At 54.4% G+C, this 22,802-nt stretch carries 20 protein-coding genes; 12 read left to right on the top strand and 8 right to left on the bottom strand.

Features of this window, described 5'->3' with window-relative positions; all coding sequences use genetic code 11:
- Positions 1 to 256 precede the first annotated feature (256 nt).
- From SBG41_RS06235 to SBG41_RS06225, 3 genes are all read right to left on the bottom strand, one after another.
- Entirely contained in the window at positions 257 to 487 is a 231-nt protein-coding gene (locus SBG41_RS06235; RefSeq protein WP_317894696.1) for a hypothetical protein, read from the bottom strand.
- Between the two features lie 63 nt (positions 488 to 550).
- A complete protein-coding gene (locus tag SBG41_RS06230) occupies positions 551 to 1,759 on the bottom strand; it encodes an ABC transporter permease subunit (RefSeq protein ID WP_317894695.1) in 1,209 nt (402 codons plus the stop codon).
- Positions 1,759 to 2,667, bottom strand: coding sequence for an ABC transporter ATP-binding protein (locus tag SBG41_RS06225; protein WP_317894694.1), 909 nt, complete (start codon positions 2,665 to 2,667; stop codon positions 1,759 to 1,761). Before SBG41_RS06225 ends, SBG41_RS06230 begins: the two co-directional genes overlap by 1 nt.
- 90 nt (positions 2,668 to 2,757) lie before the next feature.
- Between SBG41_RS06225 and SBG41_RS06220 the strand changes: the two genes are divergently transcribed.
- From SBG41_RS06220 to rgy, 5 genes are all read left to right on the top strand, one after another.
- Positions 2,758 to 4,536 carry a coiled-coil domain-containing protein gene (locus SBG41_RS06220; protein ID WP_317894693.1) on the top strand — a complete coding sequence of 593 codons (1,779 nt, stop codon included), beginning with the start codon at positions 2,758 to 2,760 and terminating at the stop codon, positions 4,534 to 4,536.
- 114 nt (positions 4,537 to 4,650) lie between these two features.
- Positions 4,651 to 5,346: a DUF432 domain-containing protein gene (locus tag SBG41_RS06215; RefSeq protein WP_317894692.1), complete on the top strand. Its 696-nt coding sequence runs from the start codon at positions 4,651 to 4,653 to the stop codon at positions 5,344 to 5,346.
- A gap of 55 nt (positions 5,347 to 5,401) precedes the next feature.
- Positions 5,402 to 6,253 carry a mechanosensitive ion channel family protein gene (locus SBG41_RS06210; protein WP_317894691.1) on the top strand — a complete coding sequence of 284 codons (852 nt, stop codon included), beginning with the start codon at positions 5,402 to 5,404 and terminating at the stop codon, positions 6,251 to 6,253.
- Complete coding sequence (locus tag SBG41_RS06205) at positions 6,250 to 6,651, top strand: PIN domain-containing protein (protein WP_317894690.1); 402 nt, start codon at positions 6,250 to 6,252, stop codon at positions 6,649 to 6,651. Before SBG41_RS06210 ends, SBG41_RS06205 begins: the two co-directional genes overlap by 4 nt.
- 118 nt (positions 6,652 to 6,769) lie before the next feature.
- Positions 6,770 to 11,035, top strand: coding sequence for a reverse gyrase (rgy, locus tag SBG41_RS06200; protein WP_317894689.1), 4,266 nt, complete (start codon positions 6,770 to 6,772; stop codon positions 11,033 to 11,035).
- Between the two features lie 85 nt (positions 11,036 to 11,120).
- Here the strand turns inward: rgy and SBG41_RS06195 are convergent, their stop codons facing one another.
- Positions 11,121 to 12,011 carry a CBS domain-containing protein gene (locus SBG41_RS06195; protein WP_317894688.1) on the bottom strand — a complete coding sequence of 297 codons (891 nt, stop codon included), beginning with the start codon at positions 12,009 to 12,011 and terminating at the stop codon, positions 11,121 to 11,123.
- Between the two features lie 264 nt (positions 12,012 to 12,275).
- On the opposite strand from SBG41_RS06195, the gene SBG41_RS06190 reads away from it, so the two are divergent.
- From SBG41_RS06190 to SBG41_RS06175, 4 genes are all read left to right on the top strand, one after another.
- A complete protein-coding gene (locus tag SBG41_RS06190; RefSeq protein ID WP_317894687.1) occupies positions 12,276 to 12,713 on the top strand; it encodes a hypothetical protein in 438 nt (145 codons plus the stop codon).
- Between the two features lie 180 nt (positions 12,714 to 12,893).
- On the top strand, positions 12,894 to 14,516 hold the full coding sequence (locus SBG41_RS06185) for a type II/IV secretion system ATPase subunit (protein ID WP_317894686.1): 1,623 nt from the start codon (positions 12,894 to 12,896) through the stop codon (positions 14,514 to 14,516).
- 12 nt (positions 14,517 to 14,528) lie between these two features.
- Positions 14,529 to 15,371: a type II secretion system F family protein gene (locus SBG41_RS06180; RefSeq protein ID WP_317896504.1), complete on the top strand. Its 843-nt coding sequence runs from the start codon at positions 14,529 to 14,531 to the stop codon at positions 15,369 to 15,371.
- A gap of 5 nt (positions 15,372 to 15,376) precedes the next feature.
- A complete protein-coding gene (locus tag SBG41_RS06175; protein ID WP_317894685.1) occupies positions 15,377 to 16,255 on the top strand; it encodes a hypothetical protein in 879 nt (292 codons plus the stop codon).
- A 161-nt stretch (positions 16,256 to 16,416) separates the two neighbouring features.
- Here SBG41_RS06175 and SBG41_RS06170 read toward each other — a convergent pair whose 3' ends face one another.
- The 3 genes from SBG41_RS06170 to SBG41_RS06160 are packed head-to-tail and all read right to left on the bottom strand — an operon-like array spanning position 16,417 to position 18,164.
- Complete coding sequence (locus SBG41_RS06170) at positions 16,417 to 16,773, bottom strand: hypothetical protein (RefSeq protein ID WP_317894684.1); 357 nt, start codon at positions 16,771 to 16,773, stop codon at positions 16,417 to 16,419.
- Between the two features lie 15 nt (positions 16,774 to 16,788).
- Positions 16,789 to 17,991, bottom strand: a complete 1,203-nt coding sequence (locus tag SBG41_RS06165) for an RAD55 family ATPase (protein ID WP_317894683.1) — start codon at positions 17,989 to 17,991, stop codon at positions 16,789 to 16,791.
- Positions 17,988 to 18,164, bottom strand: a complete 177-nt coding sequence (locus SBG41_RS06160; protein WP_317894682.1) for an RAD55 family ATPase — start codon at positions 18,162 to 18,164, stop codon at positions 17,988 to 17,990. Before SBG41_RS06160 ends, SBG41_RS06165 begins: the two co-directional genes overlap by 4 nt.
- Before the next feature lie 259 nt (positions 18,165 to 18,423).
- Between SBG41_RS06160 and SBG41_RS06155 the strand changes: the two genes are divergently transcribed.
- Positions 18,424 to 20,022 (top strand): RAD55 family ATPase, encoded by a 1,599-nt coding sequence (locus SBG41_RS06155; protein ID WP_317894681.1) that lies wholly within the window; start codon positions 18,424 to 18,426, stop codon positions 20,020 to 20,022.
- Positions 20,023 to 20,076: 54 nt separating this feature from the next.
- Positions 20,077 to 20,403 (top strand): hypothetical protein, encoded by a 327-nt coding sequence (locus tag SBG41_RS06150; protein ID WP_317894680.1) that lies wholly within the window; start codon positions 20,077 to 20,079, stop codon positions 20,401 to 20,403.
- Between the two features lie 49 nt (positions 20,404 to 20,452).
- Here the strand turns inward: SBG41_RS06150 and SBG41_RS06145 are convergent, their stop codons facing one another.
- Positions 20,453 to 21,229: a helix-turn-helix domain-containing protein gene (locus SBG41_RS06145; RefSeq protein WP_317894679.1), complete on the bottom strand. Its 777-nt coding sequence runs from the start codon at positions 21,227 to 21,229 to the stop codon at positions 20,453 to 20,455.
- 197 nt (positions 21,230 to 21,426) lie between these two features.
- Here SBG41_RS06145 and hemA point away from each other — a divergent pair, with 197 nt between their 5' ends.
- Positions 21,427 to 22,791 carry a glutamyl-tRNA reductase gene (gene hemA, locus SBG41_RS06140; protein WP_317894678.1) on the top strand — a complete coding sequence of 455 codons (1,365 nt, stop codon included), beginning with the start codon at positions 21,427 to 21,429 and terminating at the stop codon, positions 22,789 to 22,791.
- Positions 22,792 to 22,802 lie beyond the last annotated feature (11 nt).

The raw sequence follows: 22,802 nt of genomic DNA, 5'->3' as shown, positions 1-22,802 counted from the left end.
TATTCAAGTGTTTTGGGCATAGTTATCCGGGAGCGAGGGCTCCATAAGATCTTGGTATCAACGCTGCAGGGATATTTTCAGCTCCTTTATTAGATAATAGCTGGGGTTCTTGTAGGGGTCGTTCCAAGGGTATTTAGGTGACTTACGATTATGCTTTAGTAGCTATATTCTATTACCGGGAAAGCCGGGTAAAGAAATAATCAACTCTCACGTGGTTACAGCCATGAATTCCTAGACTTCTATAAGAGGCCAGGACTTAGTCCGGCAGCTCCACCTCTATTATCTTCGCGTCTATTGCTTCACGTATCTCGGCTTCACACCAAGCATCCTGCATCCTGACCACCTCCTCCCGGAGCCTCTCCAGTGCCTCCTCTAGGGTTTCACCCTGGGCCTGTGCTCCGCTGAGGGGCTCGACTGCTATGTACCAGGTGGTTCCGTCCTCCTGCTCCTTGTAGATGACTGCTCCGAGCCTTACCTTTCTAGCCAAGTTGGCTCCCCCGAAACTAATTACAGAAACAAGTTCTTCCCGGTGGGCTTAAAAGGCTCTAGGCTACATTGGTCTCCTCCGTGCTATGAGGCTCCTCCTCCTGCCTAGCTTCCTCCTCCATCTCTTCAGAGTCTCCGGCCCCGTTACGGCGGTCTCTGTTTCCAGTATGCGGGCTAGTAGGGCGAGGACGAGTAGCGCCTCTACTCCCTGGACTATGACTGCTAGTAGCGGCATGGTGGAGCCTATGAATGGTTTGAGTACAGTGTATATCACGGCTGTGAAGGGAGCTGCAACCAGTAGCGAGGTCTTCGGCAGCCCGGTTATGAGGAGGAATGTCGGGATAAGGGCTGGGAATGCGACTATTCCTGCCGCTGCCTGTGCTCCGCGTGTAGTCGTGCTAAATAAGCCCACGAAGAGGGCGAGCGTTGTCGCTAGTAGTGCTTCAGCTCCTAGGGCTAGCGCGTAAAGTGTGAGCATTTCTGCGTCGAATACTTTGAGGCTTACCGGTATCTTTGCGGAGCGCGCGAATATGACGAGGCCTAGCATCGCGGAGGCGGCTGCGAGCAACCCGACGACTATGGCTGCGACGCTTTTCGAGACTGCTATGTCTCTACGGCTTATCGGGAGGCTAAGGAGAACCTCTAGGGTGCGCTCCTCCCTCTCTGCTCCTATTAGTGAGGCTCCTATCGAGGCGGCGGGGAACACTATGAACAGGGTGGCGTAGGACATGAATGTCGCTAGGCTGAAGAAGTTGTTTATGTCCCTGAGGCTCCACACCTTGTTGTTCAGCACTATCAGTGTCCTTACGCTGACGTTCTGCTTCTTCTCTCCCCCAAGGGCCTCGCCTATATAGCCCATGGCGGCTGTGGGCAGGGCGAGCATCCTGTTTAGCCGGCTAACGTCGCCGCGCACATAGATGGTTATCCTGGCCTTCCCTGTTATGATTGACTCGGTGAACCCTGGCTCAAGGTAAACGACTAGCTCGTATCTCTCTATCAGGTTCCTGGGCGTACACGTATTCACCGCCGAGGCGTTTGCTCCACGAGTCTTCAGCGCGGCAGCAATTGTCTTCGCGACAAAGTAGTCAGCCTTATCGCACGCGGCGATAGCGATGCTCACACCACGGAGCTTGGAGGCCTCCTCTACCTGCTTCACAGCTGAGCCCAGGAAGGGGGACATGGAGCCATAGATTATGGCTGGCAGTACTATCATTGCTATAACCATGGGCTCGCGAAGCAGTGTCCTAAGCTCCTTGCGGACAAGGAGGCCCATCAAGCCGCCTCACCCCTCCTAGCCCTCATGGCAGCCATGTAGGCTTCTTCGAGGTTCTCGGCGCCATACTTCTCAACGATCTCGCGGGGACTACCCTCCTCTATTATTACGCCGTCGTGGATAAGGGCTACCTTGTCGCAGAGATATTCGACCTCCAACATGTTGTGGCTAGAGAGTAGCACGGAGACACCGTGGCTCCTCGCATACTCTTTTATGAGCTTGCGGAGCCCATAACTAGCCTCAACATCAAGGCCGGAAGTAGGCTCGTCAAGTATCGCCAGCACCGGCTTCACGGCAAGAGCCCACGCGACCTGCACCCGCCTCTTCATACCCTTGCTGTACTCAAGCATACGCGTAGAGGCGAGCGTCTCGTGGTCGAGCCCGCTAATCCTCACAGCCTCCTGGACAGCCTTCTCAACGTCGCTATCGCTCCCACCGCGCGCCTTCACGTAGACGCTTATGACGAAGCGCAGATACTCCAGCCCGGTTAGGCGACGATACCCGCCCACCTCTTCGGGGACAAAGCTAATCCTCTTCCTAGCCTCCATAGGGCTCTTCACAACATCCACAGCGTCGACCAAGACCTGGCCACTGGTAGGCTTAAGCAGCGTAGCTATAATCTTGAACGTAGTACTCTTACCCGCGCCATTAGGGCCTACGAGGCCAAAGATCTCTCCACGCGACACGGTAAACGATATCCCGCGCAAAGCCAAGACTCCGCCAGGATACTTTTTCACCAAGTCCCTTACCACGAGGACAGGGCCACTGGTTATTCGGCACCACCCCTGGCCGGCAACAGCCCCGACAATAACGATGCATTCAGCATATATAAAAGGCTTCAATCCATCATAAGTGTTCGCACAAACACGCGGTACCAGTACATGACCGTTCCACGAGCGTTCCGACACCGTTCCAAGGACGCCTCGGTACGCGTACCTCAAAAGGAAAGAACAGCCACACCCATTCACGGGGAGCACCCTTTGAGAGGTGATACAGGTATGAGGCTCGTAAGCAAGCACGCGTCCGCACTTTTCATAGTACTTGCACTACTAGTTGCAAGTCTGGCACCGATAACGAGCCTAGCTAGGATAGCTGCCGCAGAGAACCAAGCAACCACAACTAATAATAGTACTAATGTTAGTAGCAGCGGCTACGGCATAGTAATAGCTCTAAGAATCAGCGTCAACAACGTAGAAGCGTTGTTCAAGACATGGGGTGTGCCTAACGGCTCAGAACTGTGGGAGAAGCTCAGCGAGATAAACGAGAGTATAGCCAAGGTAGAGGAGCTGGTAAAGCAGGGCAAGATCAACGAGGCCAGAGTGCTTGCAGCAAAGCTCTTCAAGCAGCTCGGCCTACTGGTCGCTGAGGCAGCGCAGCAATACGCTAGGAGAGTAGCAGGCAACACCACTGAGAAGGCACTAGTGATCGCCGAGATTAACAGGCTAGCAGCAATGCTTAGAGCAACACTGGCCGCGCTGAACGCAACCCTACACCGCGTCGACGCTACTATCCGCTGGGCAGCAAAAGCCAACGTAACGGCCTGCAACAACGTAGTGGAAGAGCTAAGGAGCCTCAAGAAGGAGCTTAGCGAGAGCATAGCTAAAGGAGAAGAACTGCTCAACGAAACCCTGGCGCTAAAGAGGCTAGTAATACAGGGCAACATCACCGCTGACGAGGCACGCAAACAAGTCAAGGAGCTTGGCGAAGAGATACGCGACTACGTTAAGGACTCTATGGAGCTGGTGAAGGAGGCTAGGATAGAGGCAGCTAAGCCACACTTCTGCAAGGCTAGGGAAGAGCTCGAGAAGATAGTGGAGAAGCTGAGGGAGCGAATAGAGAACCTGACAGAGGAGGCAAAGAAGCTGCGCGAACAGGGCAGAGAGGATCTCGCCAAGAGGCTCGAGAAGAGGGCTGAGATATTAGAGAGAATGCTTCAGCGCTACGAAAGCATGCTTAACGAGACAACTGGTAAGGGCTTCAGAGGCCTCGGGCCAGGAGAAATATTCAAGATCATAAAGATTCGCCACATGCTACCAAGCCCCATAAAGGACATCATCGGTAAGAGGTTCCACATACTACCAATACCGCTGCCGCTCCCGCCAATGGGGCTCGACAAGGCACTAGTCAAGCTGAAGATGACTATAGTCCAGCTACGTGCAATGAAGTATGTGGTGCCCAGTGATCTGAGAGACCAGTACAACGAGACCCTTGCAGCGCTCGCCACGCTGGCGGACAAGCTTGAAGCGTATAAGCACAACGAGACAAGTAAGGAGGACGTGCTTAAGGCGGCACAGGCAGCGCTAAAGAAGCTCGATGACCTCAAAGAAGTGCTCAGGGAGAGAAAGGCAGGGAAGCGAGCACTAGCACCGCTAATACACCTAGTGGATATGGCTGAGCAACAAGTAAAGACAATAATGAAGATAATTGGAGGCGGTGAGGCTCACGAAGAGAAGCCTGCTCTAACCAAGATCGTTGCAAAGAGAATGATCGAAGCCGCACAGAAATCCCTGGAAGCGGCGAAGAGGCTAGCAGAAATAAAGAAAGACGATGACCTAGTAAAGAGCATTGAGGCCCAGATAGAGGAGCTCAGCAAGGCCAAGGAGGCACTGGAGGAAGGCAATACTGCAAAGGCGCAGACAATAATAAGCAACGTGGTATCGGTCCTCAAGAATCTTGAAGGCAGCCTAGACGGCCATGACTGGATAACGCTAAGGATAAGGATACTCATAGGCCAAGCATCTATAACTCTTGAGGCACTACTGGCACTAATAAGTTAGCCCTCGTTTCTGAACCATTTTTTAATGGGATTACTTGCATGTTTTTCCACCCAGCTGATGTATTGGTTTAAATAGGGTAAGATCGCATTATGCTTACCTCATTGGGCGTAGTGAATGGAGTCGCAGCACTTTGTTGTGCTAAGGCGGGGCGATTCCAGAGCCATAGGGGAGTGCAGGCTCGCGTATAGCGTGGACGGTGTCTTCGAGTTCTGTGACCCGTTTGGCTGTCGGCGTGCACTGTTGACGGAGCATGACACAGTGTATGCTGACCTGGTTCCTCCTCTCTACAGACCGCAGCCGCTTACCTCGTGCATATATCTAGAGTTCAGCGACCCCGTAATCATAGGGGCCAAGACGACCACGCTGTGGGCTACTGCTCCCTACGAGCTGCTCATACATGTTAATGATACAGCTATAGCCTATGTGTCTCCCTTCAAGGTGAAATACACCCTCGTAGGCGACGTTATCGACGGCACGGTTTGCCGCCATCACCGCTCAAGGGCTTGGCTGAGCCTAGAGGAGGCGCTGAGAAGCGCTGGCATCTACGCATTGGTGCGCATTGATGTGAGCGGCGTAGAAGGGATAATCCCGGGCATAGGGTTTAACGCCGCGCTCACCGAGCTATACATTGATGACGAGGGGCGCCTCTTCTACCCGATCCTCGTGGCGCGCAGGGAGCCCCGCCACGTTGCTGCAAGGCTTAGCTCAGAACGCCCTCTTGCAGGAGTTAGGAGAGTGTGGCAGGCTTCGCGCAAGCTTCGCGTCCCCATAACTTCGCCTGCATTTATAACGCCTATACCATCTCCTTAGTGCTTCCGGGCTCCTTCTCTCCGCGTCTTGGCTGTCTGGGGGAGGAGTGTCTGGCTTGAGCGGGGCAGGTAGCGGCGTATTGGTGTCTCTGAAGGCTAGGCTAGAGGCGTTAGCAGCCGCCGTCGCCATACTAGTAGCCACGATTCTCTTCGCGCTACTCGTTAGGAGGATTATGCGTCGCAGCCTTCAGGGAAGGCTGCCGCAGTATGTGTATAAGCCCTTGGAGAACATAACCGTGTACACGATAATATTCCTCGGCGCTGTTGCCGCTCTGGCTGTTCTCGGGGTTAATCTCTCGGGCCTGCTTGTCGCAGGCGGGATAGCTGGTATTGTCATAGGCTTTGCTTCTCAGCAGGCAGTCTCTAATCTGATAAGCGGCCTCTTCCTATTGATGGAGCAGCCTCTGAGGATAGGCGACCCCGTAACCCTTGGTGACGTCTCGGGAGTTGTCGCTGACATAAACATTTTCTCTACCCGTATACGCACGTGGGATGGCACGATTGTCCGTGTCCCGAACTCAACAGCGTTCACATCAATAATAACTAATTATTACAGGACGAGAGCTAGGAGGGTCGAGATAAGAATCGGGCTCAGCTACGGCACAGACATAGATAAGGCTATCAACGTCCTCCGGGGCATGATGGAGGAGCATCCCTTCTGCCTAGTGAACCCAGCCCCCGAGGTCTTCGTGGAAGATTATGGCGACTCCGCGATAGTATTCACTATGAGGTGCTGGGCCCCGCCCCAAGTATGGTTCGCAACCAAGGTTGATCTCCAGACGAGGCTCAAGAAGGAGCTAGACAAGGCCGGCATAGAGATACCGTTCCCGCAGCTAGACCTCCACATAAAGGACTCGGCCCCGATACCCGTAGAGGGCCTTAGAGAAGGGGTAGAGAAGAAACAATGAGCACTAGGCGCTATGAGGCAGTTGTTGATACTAGTTTTCTCCGAGCCCTCCTCCTGGAAGACGAGCCTGGCCACGAGGAGGCCCAGCGCATCGCCAACTGCGTTGAGCGCTTCATCGTCCCCTCTATCGTCCTCCACGAGCTCGTATGGAGCACTCGGAGAAGCCATGGTCCCGCGAGGGCGCAGAGCCTTGCAGCATACGTGCTCGGCGACGAGATGTTCCGCTACGAGCCAGTAGGCGTCGGCGACGTGTGGTTCGCGCTCCGAGACCCACGCCGCTACGAGGACCTGCTCGTGCTCAGTGTTGCGATACGCCTCGGGAAGCCCCTTGCAAGCTTCGACAAGGACCTTGTAAAGCTGGCACGTAGGCACGGTGTCCTGCCAGCTACCTGTCAATAACCAGTAGCCTCACGTGTTATCCAGGGCTGGGAGCCCAGCGCTTTTATGAGGAACCTAAGCGCTTATCAAGAACACTGGGTCGGGTTTCTAAACCCTATTTGGGGGACTGGCATAGGCCTTGTCTCAGACCAGTAGGGGAGAAGCACACGAGCCCGCGAGGGGTGTCTACTTCTACTCGTGCCCCAACTGCGGAGGCCCTGCAGGAGACGATAGGCTCCATCGCGGGCTCCCCTGCCCCAAGTGTCTCCCCGAGGAGATCGGGGCCGAGACTGTCCTCGACGTGGCTGAGGCTCTGCGAAAGCTTGGCAAGCTGCGCCGCGGGAGCCCCTTGGACTACTATGCCCGTATAGAGAGGGAGGCCCGGGAGGTAGAGGCGCTTTTCGAGAAGGCTACTGGGAGCAGGCTCTGGAGCGCCCAGAGGACATGGGTTCGCAGAGTCCTCAAGGGCAAGAGCTTCGCCGTTATAGCCCCTACGGGCCTCGGGAAGACGACCTTCGGAGTACTTATGGCCGTTTACCTCGCTTCTCGGGGCGAGAAGAGCTACATAGTTGTACCGACTACGCCGCTTGTCAAGATGGTTGAGGAGAAGGCGCTTCGCCTCGCAGACGCGGCCGGAGTGGCGGCGCGCATCATAGCTTTTCACAGCAGGCTCCCCCAGAAGCTCCGCAGACAGTACATGGAGAAGCTCGAGGCCGGGGACTTCGACATACTGATAACCACTAGTCAGTTCATGATAAGGAACGCCGACAAGCTCGTAGCGCTCCGCGAGAACTGGGACAAGTGGTTCCGCTTCCTCTTCGTAGACGACGTGGACGCGGTCCTAAAGAGTGGTAAGAGCGTTGATGCTGTGCTCAAGCTGGCAGGCTTCGGCCAAGGGGAGATAGAGGCTGGCTGGGAGCTGCTACGCCTCCAGCGCTCACTCATCTACGAGGCCCAGAGGGCACAGAAGCGATTCGAGCAGGAACTCGCCAAGCTCCGGCAGAGGCTCGCTCGGAGGGGCCGGACGCTCTCGGCGGAGGATGTTAGAAGGCTTCGCCAGAAGATCTTCAGCGAGAGCCTTGAACCCCTCTATAAGAGGCTGGAGAGGCTCCAGGAGAAGATAGAGAAGGCAAGGAAGCGTGCGGCATCTCTAGTTGTGAGTAGCGCTACTGGCAGGCCCCGCGGCTCCAGGGTGAGGCTCTTCCAGGTGCTTATGGGGTTCCAGGCGGGCGCCTCCTCCGAGGCCATAAGGAACATTGTTGACGCGTATACCTACCCCGGCCCAGAAGGCATCGAGGCAAAAGTGGTAGAGCTTGTCAAGAGGCTCGGCACGGGTGGGCTAGTCTACGTGCCGGTGGACAAGGGTATTGAGTACGCCGAGAAGCTCGCCGAGATCCTGCGCGAGCACGGGGTGGCAGCAGAGGCCTTTACCTCGAGGAACCAGGCCGCCCTTGACCGGTTCCGCTCCGGGGAGACAGACGTCCTAGTAGGAGTAGCGATATACTATGGCGTAGCTGTCCGCGGCCTAGACCTCCCTGAGAGGATACGCTACGCGGTCTTCGCCGGCGTCCCGAGGCTCAAGTTCAGTGCAAGGTTCGAGGAACCCCACCCCGTCAGCATTCTCCGCGCACTCAGCGTCCTCGTAGAGCATGGGCCCCGGGACGTGCAGGAGAGGGCCCAGTTCTTCCTCGGAAGGCTGCGCAACATTATGCGCCGCCTAAGCCAGGCGGCACTGGCCAAGGTTGCTGAGGAGCTTCGTAGCGGCCAGGTGACCAGTGACTTCGCAAAGGAGTTCCAAAGGGCTCTTGAGTGGCTGAGGGAGACTCTTCGCAGAGAAGACGTCTGGGAGGCGCTGGAGCAGGCGGACGACATAGCTGTTGTGAGGAGCGGGGACAAGGCCTACATACTGGTACCTGACGTCGCGACCTATATCCAGGCCTCGGGTAGGACTAGCAGGCTCTTCGCCGGCGGAATAACCCGGGGCCTCAGCGTAGTAGTGGTTGACGACCAGAGACTGTTCAACGGCCTCGCTAGGCGCACAAGGTGGCTCATAGAGGCCGAGTGGAAGAGGCTGGAAGAACTAGACCTTGCGAAGATCCTGCGAGAAATAGACGCTGATAGGCAGAGGGTGCGCGACATCCTCGAGGGCAGGATTAAGCCAGAGTTCATGGAGCTGGTGAAGACGGCTCTCCTCATAGTGGAGAGCCCCAACAAAGCGCGCACAATAGCAGGGTTCTTCGGGAGGCCCTCCTCCCGCCAAGTAGGCCCGGTAAGGGTCTACGAGGTCTCTACTGGCGACTACGTGCTCCTAGTAGCCGCTAGCGGCGGCCACGTCTACGACCTTGTGAAGCCCGCTACTCCGGCTGAGACGGTTTCCCCCGACTGGCTCCTCGACGTGCTCGAGGGCAGCGCTAAGGGCTACGATTGGCGCAAGGCCCGCAACGTGCACGGCGTACTCGTAGCACCGGATGGTGGTAGGAGGTACCTACCGGTCTACGCGCCCCTCGCTAGGTGCCTCGCCTGCGGCCATCAATGGGTAGTAGACCCGACGAAGTATAACCCGGTGACGGGTAAGGGGGAGCTGCGTTGCCCTGTCTGCGGCTCACCGCTCGTTAAGAACAGCTGGGACGTTATTGAGGCGCTGCGCGATATCGCGAGCGAAGTAGACGTGGTAATGATAGGCACTGACCCCGACACCGAGGGCGAGAAGATAGGCTGGGACCTCGCGAGCCTTGTCCGCCCAGCAGCGAAGAGCATTGTGAGGGTAGAGTTCCACGAGATAACCAGGAAAGCAATCCTAGAAGCCATTCACAGTGCGAGGGCGTTCCACGAGCGCCTCGTAGAGGCACAGATAGTTAGGCGCGTAGAAGACCGCTGGATAGGGTTCACGCTCTCCCCGGTGCTCTGGACCAAGTTCTGGCCATGGTTCTGCCGCTGGAAGCTCTTGAGGAGGCATGCGGCTGCCTCCAGGAGGCTCCGGAACGCCGAGGCGATGCTCAACGCTATGGAGAGGCTGAAGTATGCTGAAGAGGAGTGTAATAGGCCCAACTACAACCTTAGCGCTGGCCGTGTACAGACACCGGTTCTCGGATGGATAGTGGAGCACACCCTTGGGGCAAAGTATCTGAGAATACCCTTGCTCCGAGCCCTCCTCCGCCCCGTCACGGGCGAGGAATCCGAGCTAGTAATCGAGCTAAGGGGTGACGAGATAAGCGACCAGATACGCAGAGAGCTAGAGGAGACAAAGAAGCTCCTCAACCAGGTCCTGCTGGACCAGAACGTGTTGGAGAGGCTAGACGAGCTTGATCAGAGGAGGAGAGCGAAGAGGAAAGTAATAACGGAGGTTCTCAAAGCGTTCAGGGAGAAGCCGCCGATAAGGGCAAGGGTAGTCGAGCTGAAAGAAGAGATCGAGGAGCTAAAGCCTCTGCCACCCTTCACTACCGACGCATTGCTCGCAGAGGCTGCGTCAAGGCTAGGCATACCGGCGCCCCAGGCCATGAGGCTAGCACAGGACTTGTTCGAGCTAGGTCTCATAACCTATCATAGAACCGATAGCACTCGCATAAGCGACGCGGGAATAGCAGTGGCTAGGGAGTACCTCCGCTACCGCTACGGCGACGAAGCATTGGAGAAGCTGTTCTACCCGAGGCACTGGGGCACGGGTGGAGCACACGAGGCAATAAGGCCTACGAGGCCCATTGACACCGAGACGCTGCGCCGCCTAGTAGAAGAGGGCGCCCTCCAGCTGGCAAGGCCGCTTACTAACCAGCACTACAGGCTCTACGACCTCATATTCCGCCGCTTCATAGCGAGCCAGATGGCGCCAGCCAAGGTGAGGAAACAGTACGCCACCATAGAGGTAGAGGTTGTGCCGCCGGGCGAGGAGGCGAAGAAACTGCGCAGAGAGATGGAGAGAGTTGTTGAGATAGTTGAGAAGTCATGGTTAGACATTTATCCCGTAGTGAGGCCGGAGAAGCCAATAGTTAAGACAGAGTACGCTGCCGAAGCGGTAAGGATAGTCGTGTGGAGCCCTGTGCAGACGCTCTCCCAGGCAGAGGTAGTGAAGATGATGAAGGAGAGGGGCATAGGCAGACCAAGCACCTACGCAAAGATAATAGAGACGCTGATGAGGCGCGGCTACGCGGTCACAAGGGGCCGCACCGGCAAGATGATAGCAACGAGGCGCGGAATAGGAGTCTACAACTTCCTCATGAAAAGGTTCCAGAGCCTAGTCTCCGAAGAAGTGACCAGGAAACTACAAGAAACCATGGACCGGATAGAGGAGGGAACAGTATACTACGAGCAAGTACTAGACCACGTGCTAGAGGAGCTGAAAAAAGCGCTCACGAGCCCAGAGAGCGGCCTCACAGAGGAGGAGGCGAAGAAGCTCCTACCGATAATCTAGCGCGGCGAAGCTAGGTAGAGAAAAGAACGAGGAACACACTCCTGCCTATTTTCCACCCTCGTCCCTGCATCCCTTTGTGCAGCCCCTACGCGACGACGCGCGCCACGTATAGCTTGGAGCGGGCCAAGTCGTAGAACAGTTCTACGCCCATTAGCTTTGGCAGCTTGGTCACGAAGTCCCTCTCAGTGACAATACCTATGACGTGGTAGCCCTCATCCACGACTGGTAGGGCGGAGACGCCGCGCTTCCTCATAATCCTCAGTGCTGTCGAGATGTCGCTGCTGGGACGGATAGTCGCTGGTGCGCCAACAGCTATTCTCAGAACCTCTAGGCCGTAGACCTTGTCTGCTTCTCCTCTACGTATCATTTCTAGGCTCTGCTCGGAGGCGAGCAAAGCAAGTATGTCGCGAGCCGACACTATCGCCTCCAACCTATTCTCATTATCCACTACGGGTGCGTGGCGATGGCGGTGCTTCACCATTAGCCTAAGCGCGTCAGCGACGCTCGCCTCCAGGGGCAGGCTATGCACTGGCCGCGACATTATCTCGTGGACAGCGGCATTTATCGAGGAGAGAGCCATTGCGCCGGTAATGTGTTTCTCAGATATAATGCCGAGCACACAACCACTACTATCAGTGACAACAACCGCGCCAATATTCTTCTCAGCCATAGTCTCAATTACCTGCTCCATGTCGAACTCGCCGACCACGAACCTCGGGGCATCGCGCCTAGCAACCTCCTCAACCCTCTTAGACTCTAAGCGCTCAGCAAGATCACCCTTCTCGTAGCCCTCGAGCAGCTCGCCTAGAAGCCTCCTTATCGAAAAGATGCCGAGAAAACAGCCCCGCTGATCAACAACAACTGCGTGCCGTACACCACGCTGGTCAAGAGCAACCATGGCCTCTAGCAGGCTCTGCCCCTCCTCGAGTACAACCGGCGGTGGGTAATGACCTAGAAGGATCAATCTCCTAGACAACTCTCCCAGCACCGCATGAGAAACAAGTACAGCCGGGGCCTAAAGAACCCACCCCACCACCCCCGGCAAGCAACCCACCCACCGTAAGGCGTAATCAAGACACTGTAAACCAGCACCAGCAACCATGCTTAAAGGGCGACGTATTACTACGATATATACAAATATGCCTTTGAACTACGTGTTAACAATAATCAGAACGCTTAAAAGCATCATAAAACACTATTCCTAAGACACGGAAATAGAGCAAACAAGAGGGGGATAGCCATGAAGAACATGCGCGCCATATCCCCCGTAGTAGCAACCGCACTACTCGTACTAATCGCAGTAGCAGTACTACTCTACACATGGGTAGCAGGGACTGTATCTAATCAGCCAACTTCTTCAGCAACGCTTCAAGAGAGTATATTAATAGATCATATAAGCTATGATTCTCATAATAATAAGCTAACAATATATGTACGAAATATCGGAAATATGCCAGTTAATCTAAGCGCCGTTTATGTAATTAATGCAACAAATGGTTCAATAATAGCAACCAATGTTAGTAAGAGTCTCTTTAAGGTGCAAGTGCCTCCAGCCAATGTCACCAAGGTAGTAGTTAATCTTGGCGACACAAAGCTCGTTCCGGGCTCAACTATACTAGTCAAGGTAGTAACTAGGGAAGGAGTTACAGCCACATATGTTACAACTATACGTGGCTAAGTGACTAGTAAGCTAAGGTATACGTTTTTTAATCTACTTGCTTATTTTTAAACTTCATTCTATAGTAGCAACACTTAATTTTAAGGTTCTTAGCATTAAACCTATCAACGGTGTCTTAAGTATAGGTTTTAAGCTGGATATAACAAAAACTAATAAAAAAGCGAAGAAGGGCCATCTACTATGCGTGATGTAAACACTGACAGAGCTGAGGAAGCTACGCTAAAACCGAGTATAACAGTAGGTAGAGATATGCGTGAAAAAATAAGTAACGAATCTCAAATCACTATATTGGTACAATACTTTATTCGCGATGAGCCCCCAGTTGTTGTGAGTATTGTTGAGGATGTTGATGGTAGGCGTTTCTATAATGTTGAGGAGCCTGGTTTGACCGAGATTGGTGGGAGGGTTCTTCGCCGCCTCCTTGACAAGATTCTTGGCGATATAGGTCTTCTTCGCAGGTTTTCGGGGATAGAGGATTTCGGCGAGGCTATGAGAGAGGCTTATGTTCTTGCTCGTCGGGCTCTTGCGCCGCTTCGTGGAAGGCTTAGGCGTCTTGGCAGGGACTGGGAGGATGAGGCTACCCGTATAGCTTACTATATTGCCCGGGACCTTGTTGGCTATAGCCGCTTGGATCCCTTGGTTCGTGATCCGCGTATAGAGGATATTTCGTGCAATGGCCTCCTCACACCCGTCTTCGTGTACCATACGGAGTTCGAGTGGCTGACGAGCAACATTGTCTTCAATGACCCAGGGGAGCTTGAGCGCATTGTGTTGAAGCTTGGACTCCGCTCCGGCCAGGAGCCTAGCCTCGCGAGGCCTGTTGTTGAGGGTATTCTCCGCCCCGAGGGCTACCGTGTCCACATCGTGATGGATGTTGTTTCTAGGCGTGGCCACAGCTTCACTATTCGCAAGTTCCGCGCCGAGCCCTTCACGGTCGTGGAGCTCGTTAACCGCGGCACGGTCGACCCTGGTGTCGCCGCTATACTGTGGGCTGCGATACAGTACAAGCAGGGCGTGGTCATCTACGGGCCGACCGGCTCTGGGAAAACCACCCTGCTCAACGCGTTCGCGATGCTGCTGCCCCCAGAGTACAAGATAGTCACGATAGAGGATACGCCGGAGATCTATCTCCCGTTCCACGATAACTGGGCGGCGATGCACACCCGGCTCAGCGACATGCCCGGCGTCCAGAACGTTACGCTACAGGCGCAGGTTGAGAGCGCGCTCCGCATGAGGCCAGACGTGATAATTGTCGGCGAGATTCGTAGCCGCGAGGCATTCGCATTCTTCCAGGCACTGGCCACGGGGCACGGGGGGCTCACAACTGTTCACGCTGAGAGCGCCGACGTGCTTATCCGGAGGCTGGCCTCTCCGCCCATGAATGTGCCGAAGAGCCTCATAGCGGCGAACAAGCTCTTCGTGCACATACTGAGACTAGAGCGAGGCGGCACAGTGGCTAGGAAGGTCATACGAATCGACGAGACCCGTGGATACGACCCGGCTAGCGACGAGATAGAGCTTGGGCGCCTAGTGCAGTGGCGTAGCAAGGAGGACGACTGGGTGCTACTATCTACCGAGAGCAGCTTCGTGAAGGCAATAGCTGAGCTACTGGTTGTTTCACCTAGAGAGATTTGGCACGACCTTGAGCGGAGAGCAACCATTATCAAGTGGCTAGCGGAGCGCAACGCAGACATGCTGGAGGTTCACGAGACGGTGCGCCGCTACATGAGGGACCCGGAGAAAGTTTACGAGGAAGCCTTGAAGGAGACGTCTCCATACGTGTTCAGGAAGGGCGGTGCCTAGGCCTTGAGGGAGATGCTCAAGAGGCTGGGGCAGAGCATCAACCCTGACCTAGAGTACCACGTGCTCGGCTCCGGCATCTCAAGTAGCCTGGACAAGTACACCGCATGGTACCTGCTAGTCTTCCTCCTCCTAGTCCTCCTGGTCCCATCCATGGTTGCAGCACTCCTCTATGCCAGGGGGTTCCCGCTACTAGTCTCCATAGTTGTTGGAATAGGCTTGGCCGTGAGCACGGCGCTGATAGGGATAGCGCTCTACGTAATGATACCTGCGCTTATATACCAGTCCCGTGGCTCGAAGCTCGAGCCCCGCTTCCTCTCCCTGGCCTCAGCCCTCTCTACACGCATACTCGCGGGCAGCGGTATAGCGGAGGCCTTTATCCAGGTGTGGAGAGAGGAGAGGGAAGAACTGAAAGAGTTCAGCATAGAGCTCGAATACATCTCCTCGATGATAAAGGCCGGCGTACCCGTCGACGAGGCTCTGAGCAGGGCCGCCAAGGTTTCCCCAAGCCCCAGCGTCAAGAGCCTACTAGGAAGCCTTGCAGCAGCTGCCCGCACAGGCAGCAATGTAGAGGAGATCATAAACACGATTGTGTCGGAGTACATACACACTACAGAGTCCTACGTGGAAAACCTGTCCTCTTCCCTGGGAGCCCTCTTAGAGATATTCGTTGCTTTCGGTGCAATGCTCCCCGTAGCGATTGGCGTAGTGGCGCTCCTCTTCGCAATACAGCCCCCCAGGACCCCCCTGCTCTCCTTCGACAACATCCTCTTCATCTCCACGTTCATAGTAGTGCCGGCCACTAGTGCCGCGATAGCTGTGCTTGCCGACTCAATGGTCACAAGGATAAGGGTGTAAAAGGCATGAAGAGGGAGTGGCTCCTCGCCGCGGCTGCCTCGGTGGCCCTTACGCTGCTCTGGCTATACCTTTACCCAGGCCTCTCGCTGAAGCTCAGGATCCCCGAGCTTGTCCCCTTGCACCAGGTGATAATGTTTCGCTTCATACCGGTGATACGCGACACGGGCTCCCTCGTCGAGATATCCGGGGCAATAACGTTCGCAGCCCTGCCTCTCTACCTTGTTGCTCGCCGAGAGCTGAGGAGGAGAGAAGCCCTTGAGCAACAAGTAGCGGAGCTGCTCTCGCTCTACGCAGGCCTCCTAGCCTCAACCGGGTCGGCAGCGGACGCCCTACTAGTAGCCTCAAGAATCCTCGACCCACCCATGTCGATCATCGTGGAGAAGATGGCCAGGATATATCGCGCAACCGGCGACCTCGAAAAAGCATTCAGGGAAGCGTTCCGCGACACGCCTCGACGGGTAAGAATCTACGCCTACAGCATCGTCTCCGCCACGAAGAGCCGGGGCATGATGCACCGCGTCCTCGGCGTAGCATCAAGCCACGCGCAGAGCACGCGCCGACTACTCAGCCTCGTAAAGTCCCGCCTAAGCGAATACGGCTTCGTAACCTCCCTCGCATCAATAACTTATGCCTTCTCCGCAGGGATAGTCATAGGCCTTGTAGAGAAAATGTCAACAATGAGCATGCCCATGTTCGGGAAGCCAATCGATCCCGGCATACTCCTCGGCCTCTACTACTACTCACTACTAGCAATCATAGCCGCCTCAGCCTTCATAGTCGCAAGGATAGTCCACGGCTATACCCCCATGACGGCGAAATACATGGCACTGCTCACGCTCGCAGACACATTGATAATGGTGTTCTCGCCAAGGATGCTACTATGACGTGCAACGTGCACTCGGTAAACAAGCCACAGTCGTGATAGAACTCGGTAACACAGCTCCTATGTCGCCATACCCTCCTGCACGAGAACAGACATTCAAGGAACGATAACTCAGCACCAAGACCGGTACAAGCCGGAGCCGCTACAGCTCCGGAGAAGGAACTAGAGTAGACCCTCCTCCTGAACCCTCTTGACAAGCTCTTCGAGGAACTTGCGCACCTTATCTGCTTCACCGTTCTTGATAGACCTTAGAAGCTCCTTAGGATCAGCGTCGATCCGGTAATGCGTTATAATTATGCGCAACGTCATATCTAAGCATGACTCGGCAACCACATCGTCTCCTCCAAGAAGTTCCCTGAGCAGCGCATAGAACTCCTTAGGGTCGTTAAGGAGCATTGAACCCATATCTTTCCCGCGAGCATCGAACCCGAGCTTCACGGCTATGGCTACCGGGTAACACGCCATATCCAAGGCCTCGCGAAAAACCATCGATATAAGCCTGCTCTCTTCCTGGCTCAAGTTCATAATCTCCCCTTAGGGCTTGTTTATCCCACTCGCTCCCCGCTCATATTTATCTATGCTTATACGGTCTTGCTCAAAAACAATCTCTCGTACACGAGTATCGTGGACTATGCCCCGCGCCTTAAGCACGGCTATAACTCTGCGAATAACGTCGTTGTCGCGCTCAAACCCCAGTCCGATCAATACATCGGCTATGGTGCTGAGGCTCGGAGACCCTGCTCCGCTCAGCAAGTCTTCTAGGCTCGTCAATATTGTTGTGATGCCGCGCAGCTTCGCCTCATAGGCCAGTGTCCTTACGAGGTTTAGCCCCGTCTCCTCCCCGTACCACTTCAGCACTATGCCAATACCGTCGATAACTACTAGTGTGGGCTTGTAGGTGTCCATGCGGTCTATAGCTATGCTGTAGAGACCGGAGGGGGTTATTCCGAGCGGCGACAATGAGATTATGTCAAACTCGCCCTCTATGCCAAGGGTTCTTGCAATATACCTTACTTGTTCAACCGACTCCTCGAACGTGACATATAGGGGTTTTCCGCCCCGCTCAAGCTCTGCCTTAATAATCGTTAGAGCAAGCGTAGACTTGCCTACTCCACTGGGCCCCGAGATAACAACTATAGCGCCTCTAGGTATTCCTCCCCTGAGCATCTTGTCGAGCTCTGGTACCCCGGTACTGTGCTTTTGTGAGAGGTCGAAGCGGCCCTTAACACCACCTATGTATTCCCTATATACTACTATGCCGCGGCTAGTTATCTCGAACCCGTAGCTCATTCTTGTCTGGGGGCACCAGCGCGCCTTGCGTATGCTCAGGGTCCTTCTAACTATCCCCCGGTACTCATCAAGCCTCAGCAACATTATCGCGTCTGCAATGAACTCTTCCAGTCCATACCCGATAGTCCTAGAGCCGTGTGGTACCTCGAGGAGCGCGTAAACTGTTATACGCGATGGCTTTGTCACAAGGTTTACCAAGTTGTGGAGGAACTCGCGGCTAGCTCCCGCCCTCAGTGCTTTTAAGAGAGGAGTCAGAGTGTCAATTACTAGTCGCTGCGGCTTCTCGGTCACAACTATTTCTACAACCTTGTCGGCTAGAACCCTTGCATCCTTAGCCAAGGGGAGCCAATAGTACTTGAGAAGCCCCTTCTCCCTATAGGAGGCAAGGTCTATTCCGACGCGTTTCATGTGGTCTAGGAATTCCTCCGCTCTCTCGCTGAGGCTCACATATACTGCTTTCTCGCCCTGCCGCAAACCTGCCTCGATGAAGTGGCCGCCAACGTTGTCTTACCGGAGCCCGGGTGCCCGGCGAGAATCACGAACGAGCCCTGCGGCACGCCGCCGCACAGTATCTCGTCAAGGCTCTGAATACCGGTAGAAGCACTTCCTCGCTGGTTCATCGCGTTTAGAATCCCCGTGTAAGGGGAATTATATTAGCTCTAAAATATAGGGGTTTCGTTACCTATGAGACTAATATTCGTATTAGATATTCTTATTATCTTAGTTGCTCTTATACTATAAGAACACTATAATCATTGCATTCATTACCTGGTTATTAGTTATACAGCATAGGGGTTTTAAATACCGCTTAATGGCCATAGCTATACCTAACCGGGGCTGAATAAGACTCACTGCATAAATCATCAGAGAGGCGATAATATGGGCGGCCAGGGAAACGAAGCTGGCAATGATAAGGGCTTCGAGGAGAAGATACACGGAATACTATACACGTATGACGAGTTCGAGATAATACCTAGCGGTATAAGCGGCCTCGATAAGCTCCTGCGCGGCGGCTTTCCGAGAGGCGCTGTAATCCTTGTGGCAGGTAACCCGGGTACTGGTAAGTCTACTTTCGCCGCCAGGTTCATCTACGAGGGCTTGAGGAGGGGCGAGCCAGGAATCTATGTAAACTTCGTTGAGCCTAAGAGAGACTTCTATGCCCATATGCGTAGCCTCGGAGTAGACTTCAAGAAGTATGAGGACCAAGGAATATTCAAGTACGTGGAGGCACTCACAATAGCCGATGTCGATGCCCTTGAGCAGCAGCTCGAAGAGGTCGCGACACTCGCTATAAACATGGGCGCGAAGAGGCTAGTAGTTGACAGCGTTACCGTTATGCTCCAGATACTTGGGAGGGATAAGGCCCGTGTAAGAGAATTGCTACAAAACTTCTTCGTAAACGGTATCAAGCCCCTCGGCGTAACCAGCGTCCTCATAGCAGAATACCCCTATGGCGCGCAAATGGTCGGTGAGGGTGTTGAAGAATTCGTAGTTGATGGTGTCATAATCCTCCGCTTCGAGACTAGGAGGGGCAAGCCTCTAAGAATAATGGAGATACGCAAAGCCCGCTGGGCCCCTATAAGTATATCAGAACTACCCTTCTACATAAGGCACGGCGAACTCATAAACATAGTTCTTCCAGAGAAGCTTGAAGAAATACCTCCACCTGATTACAGCAAGGTCTACAGCCTCTGTGAATTCCTTGCAATACTCATGAAGACGGGGCTAGCTAGGATAGAGCTACCATATACCGAGAGGAGAGTTCTACTTGAGGAAGTTTGTCCATACTTGATATTGACTGCTGACTCACAAATAGCTATTGCAGTAGAACCTAGCATGGTAAAGATGTTTATAAGCCTTATACCAGTGCTTGCACACCTTAGGACTAAGAAGAAGGTACTAGTTCTAAGCCTTCAAACAAGCTCACAAGCAATAACTCAAGTAGTGCAAAACATTCTGAAAACAGTAGGAGAGATCAAGGAGGGAGAAGACTCTATTGAACGTATTGCAGCGTTTTCACTTAACCCAAGCGCATATACGCCTCAAGAACTCACAATACTCTTGAGGATGGCCGTTGACCTCGTTAAGCCCAAAGTAGTGGTTATTGAAGGCTTTAACCTTCTAGAAAGGCTTCAGCCGCGGGATGAGATACTTCCGGAGCTCTTCAACTTCATATTGTGGCTGCGGCGTCGCAGAATAACCGGCGTATATCTTTACAATATGCTTGGGCTTAACAGGGAGACTGTTCAAGAAGACCCCTTAGCTCCTCTCTACGATGCTATAATCAGTATTGAAACTCCTGTTGAACATTTAAGGCCAAGTAAGCCTTATCGCGAAGTGATGGTGACGATTCATCACCAGTTAATAAGCGCTACGCTAAGACTGTCGATCGATGCGAGGCGCTTTGTCAACATCACTAGAATAGAAAGGGCTGATCTAAAGAGTCTTAGGGATCTTCTTGCCGAGGATCTTGTCTAGTAATGATCTAGACATTTGTTCCACTAGGTGATCTGGGCCTAGGTGATGATGTCCGTGGTTTCGAGGAACGAGTTTGCGGGACAGATAGTGAGGAGGCTGAGGAGCGTTGCTCTTGGTGCAGTCTCTATGCTGAACAATATAGCGTTCAGGAAGTATCGTGTAGATTTCGCGTCACTCCTCTTAGACGACCCGTTGAAGGCCTATGAGGTGTTGCTAGAGTATACCAAGGGCGATCGCCACCGCGCTAGGTTGTTGCTTCGCACCGTGCTTGTAGCGTTTATACCACCCCAAGAGCTGCTTAAAGCTCTTGACGCCCTTGATAAAGGCGACGCAGATCCTCTTCGCAAGGCTCTTGAGAAATACATGGGTGGTAAGAAGTAGGCATTTTGGCGACCTTGTTTTTTCCTACATTGTATTAGCGTGTCTCTGCCTAGTCCTTGTTCTTTTCCTTCACTGGTTTTCTAAGGGTTATGTAGAGGTGGTGTGCTAGATTGATTACCACATAGTTCTTTATTATTCGTTGCTCTGCTTTGCGCAATAGCTCTGCTAGCGCGGAGCCAGACATGCCTAGCTTGCTTGCGAGTTCCCGTATGCTTATGCGGCGCGGGTTCTCGTAGTAGCCGTAGAGGTAGGCGAGCATCAGCGCTATTTCCTGCTTCGAGGTGAGTGCCTCGGCTACCTCCTCCACCGGTATCGTGTCGAGCACCTTGTATCCGAGGTCCTCGAGGGACTTGAGAACGCTGGGCCTCGAAGCGACGAGGACTACTACTATGTAGTTGCTCGTCACAACTATGTTGAGGGGCATCGTGTTGGGCAATGCATCTATGTAGGGGCAGAGCTTGCAGCCACCACACCACTTCTCCGGGGGCATCAGTGTCTTCAAGAGGAGGCTCTGCTTGGCCTCGCTGACTGTCTGGAAAGAGATGCCCGGGTCTCTCTTCAGAACGGTTTCCAGCGCGTCCAGGGCCTGTGGTTCTCCCTGTATCCTTATCCATCCCTCAACGAGGTCTCCGAGCCTGGACGCGTAGAGAATCTGGGCGACGAGCAGGGGGTATTCTATCTCTGCGCCGCTTCTCCCGAGCCTACAGCTCGCCTGGAGCGTGTCGCACATGTTTTCTGCTCTGAGTATGAGTTGCTGTATATAGCAGCACTCCTCAATTGTGGTGGGCCTCGTTGAGGCTATTACGACTGCGGGTATTTTGGGCAAATCACGGACCACCTATGAGCGTGTACATTGTTTCAAGGAGGCTTGCTGCGGCCTAATGCAGAGCAGAGGGTTAATGCTCCTCCAGGTGTTACTCCTCCAGTAGAGAATCTATCTGTGCACCGAACTATTTTGAATATACCTCCGCATCCTTATTTTTTAGGGAGAAACAATTACAAACCAGCATATAGGATAACATAGTGCTCGGATACGTAGACGGCAAGGTGACGCTTACCCAGACTCGTCTCGCTGTGCCCCATGCTCGCCGCTTATGGATGGTGGTGGACGTGGCTCCAGGGATAGAGAACATTGTCGCAGTAAGTGTTAGCCACCGCTGGGCCCCGCTACAAGTAATAGGCCTGCTCGAGCAGCGCGCTCCCCGCGCCTACCGCGTCCTCTCCCCCTTCGCGGAGGAGATAGTTGTCCTCTCTACCTGTAACCGCTTCGAGGCATACGCTTATTCTTCCCGCGTCGACGAGTTCCTGGACGCTGTCCGCGAATTCCTAGGCGACGCGTGGAGCTATGCCCGCATCTTCCGCGGTGTTGACGCTGTTCGTCACCTCTTCCGTGTCGCCTCTGGCCTCGAGTCAGCCGTTGTCGGGGAGAACGAGATCCTCGGCCAGGTCGCGAAGGCCTATGAGGATGCTAGGCGCGAGGGCTTCGCCTCGAAGCGCTTATCCATGCTCTTCCAGTTCGCGATACATGTCGGCAAGCTTGTTAGGAGCAAGACGGGGATAGCCCGCGGCAACGTCGGGTTCCCCGGCGCAGCTGTAAAGCTTGCATGGATGCGGCTCGGCGACGTCGGTGAGGAGAAGATAGTAGTGGTTGGCGCAGGGGAGGCGGGCTCGATAATAGCTGGCCTTGCCCGCGAGAAGTGGCCCCGTGCCCGCATAGTTATCGTGAACCGCAGTGTTGAGAAAGCAGTGGAGCTCGCGGCCAAGGTGGGTGGAGAGGCACGCGGCCTCGACGAGCTAGGAGAAGCGCTTAGGGATGCACGCCTCGTCTTCGTCGCTATAAACGCGCCCGAGCCCCTCGTGAGAAGAGAGATGCTAGGCTATCTAAAGCCGGGTGCGCTGATAGTCGATATCTCTGTGCCGCCTGCAGTGGAGCAGCCAGTGCCGGAGACGCTTGTGTATGCGGGGCTAGAGGAGGTTAAGAACGCTATAAGGGAGACGATAGAGAGGAGGCTGCGGGAGGTGCCGAAGGCCGAGAAGATTATCGAGGAGGAGATAAAGGTGTTTATGGCTAAATGGGAGAGAAAGCTTGCTGACGAAATAATAGCCAAGATAATGAGGTATGCAGAGGCTGTTGCCTCGGAGGAGCTCGACGAGCTCGCAACCGCTCTGAGAAGCAGGGGTATCGACGGGGCTGCTGCCGAGCCCCTCGCATCCTTCACCCGGAGCTTGTTGAAGAAGCTTATGAGGCCTCTCATCCTCTATGCACAGGAGCAGGCTCGGCAGGGCAGGCTCGGCGAGCTTGAGGCTCTCGCAGAGTTCTTTGAAAGGGAGTACGAGAAGAGGCAGAGAAAACTAGTCCAGGAGGCTAGGGCGGCCCGGCGCAACTAGCGGGCCCAGGT

This window comes from Pyrofollis japonicus (assembly GCF_033097485.1).
In the GTDB taxonomy this organism is placed as follows: Archaea; Thermoproteota; Thermoprotei_A; order Sulfolobales; family Pyrodictiaceae; genus Pyrofollis; species Pyrofollis japonicus.
This window is presented reverse-complemented; position numbering and strand designations above follow the sequence as displayed.

Bases quoted from the DNA above. Each gene is read 5' to 3' on its own strand.
- SBG41_RS06230 (WP_317894695.1), bottom strand. From the start codon at position 1,759: ATGGGCCTCCTTGTCCGCAAGGAGCTTAGGACACTGCTTCGCGAGCCC.
- SBG41_RS06220 (WP_317894693.1), top strand. From the start codon at position 2,758: ATGAGGCTCGTAAGCAAGCACGCGTCCGCACTTTTCATAGTACTTGCA.
- SBG41_RS06215 (WP_317894692.1), top strand. From the start codon at position 4,651: ATGGAGTCGCAGCACTTTGTTGTGCTAAGGCGGGGCGATTCCAGAGCC.
- SBG41_RS06205 (WP_317894690.1), top strand. From the start codon at position 6,250: ATGAGCACTAGGCGCTATGAGGCAGTTGTTGATACTAGTTTTCTCCGA.
- SBG41_RS06190 (WP_317894687.1), top strand. From the start codon at position 12,276: ATGAAGAACATGCGCGCCATATCCCCCGTAGTAGCAACCGCACTACTC.
- SBG41_RS06185 (WP_317894686.1), top strand. From the start codon at position 12,894: ATGCGTGATGTAAACACTGACAGAGCTGAGGAAGCTACGCTAAAACCG.
- SBG41_RS06180 (WP_317896504.1), top strand. From the start codon at position 14,529: ATGCTCAAGAGGCTGGGGCAGAGCATCAACCCTGACCTAGAGTACCAC.
- SBG41_RS06175 (WP_317894685.1), top strand. From the start codon at position 15,377: ATGAAGAGGGAGTGGCTCCTCGCCGCGGCTGCCTCGGTGGCCCTTACG.
- SBG41_RS06160 (WP_317894682.1), bottom strand. From the start codon at position 18,164: ATGAACCAGCGAGGAAGTGCTTCTACCGGTATTCAGAGCCTTGACGAG.
- SBG41_RS06155 (WP_317894681.1), top strand. From the start codon at position 18,424: ATGGGCGGCCAGGGAAACGAAGCTGGCAATGATAAGGGCTTCGAGGAG.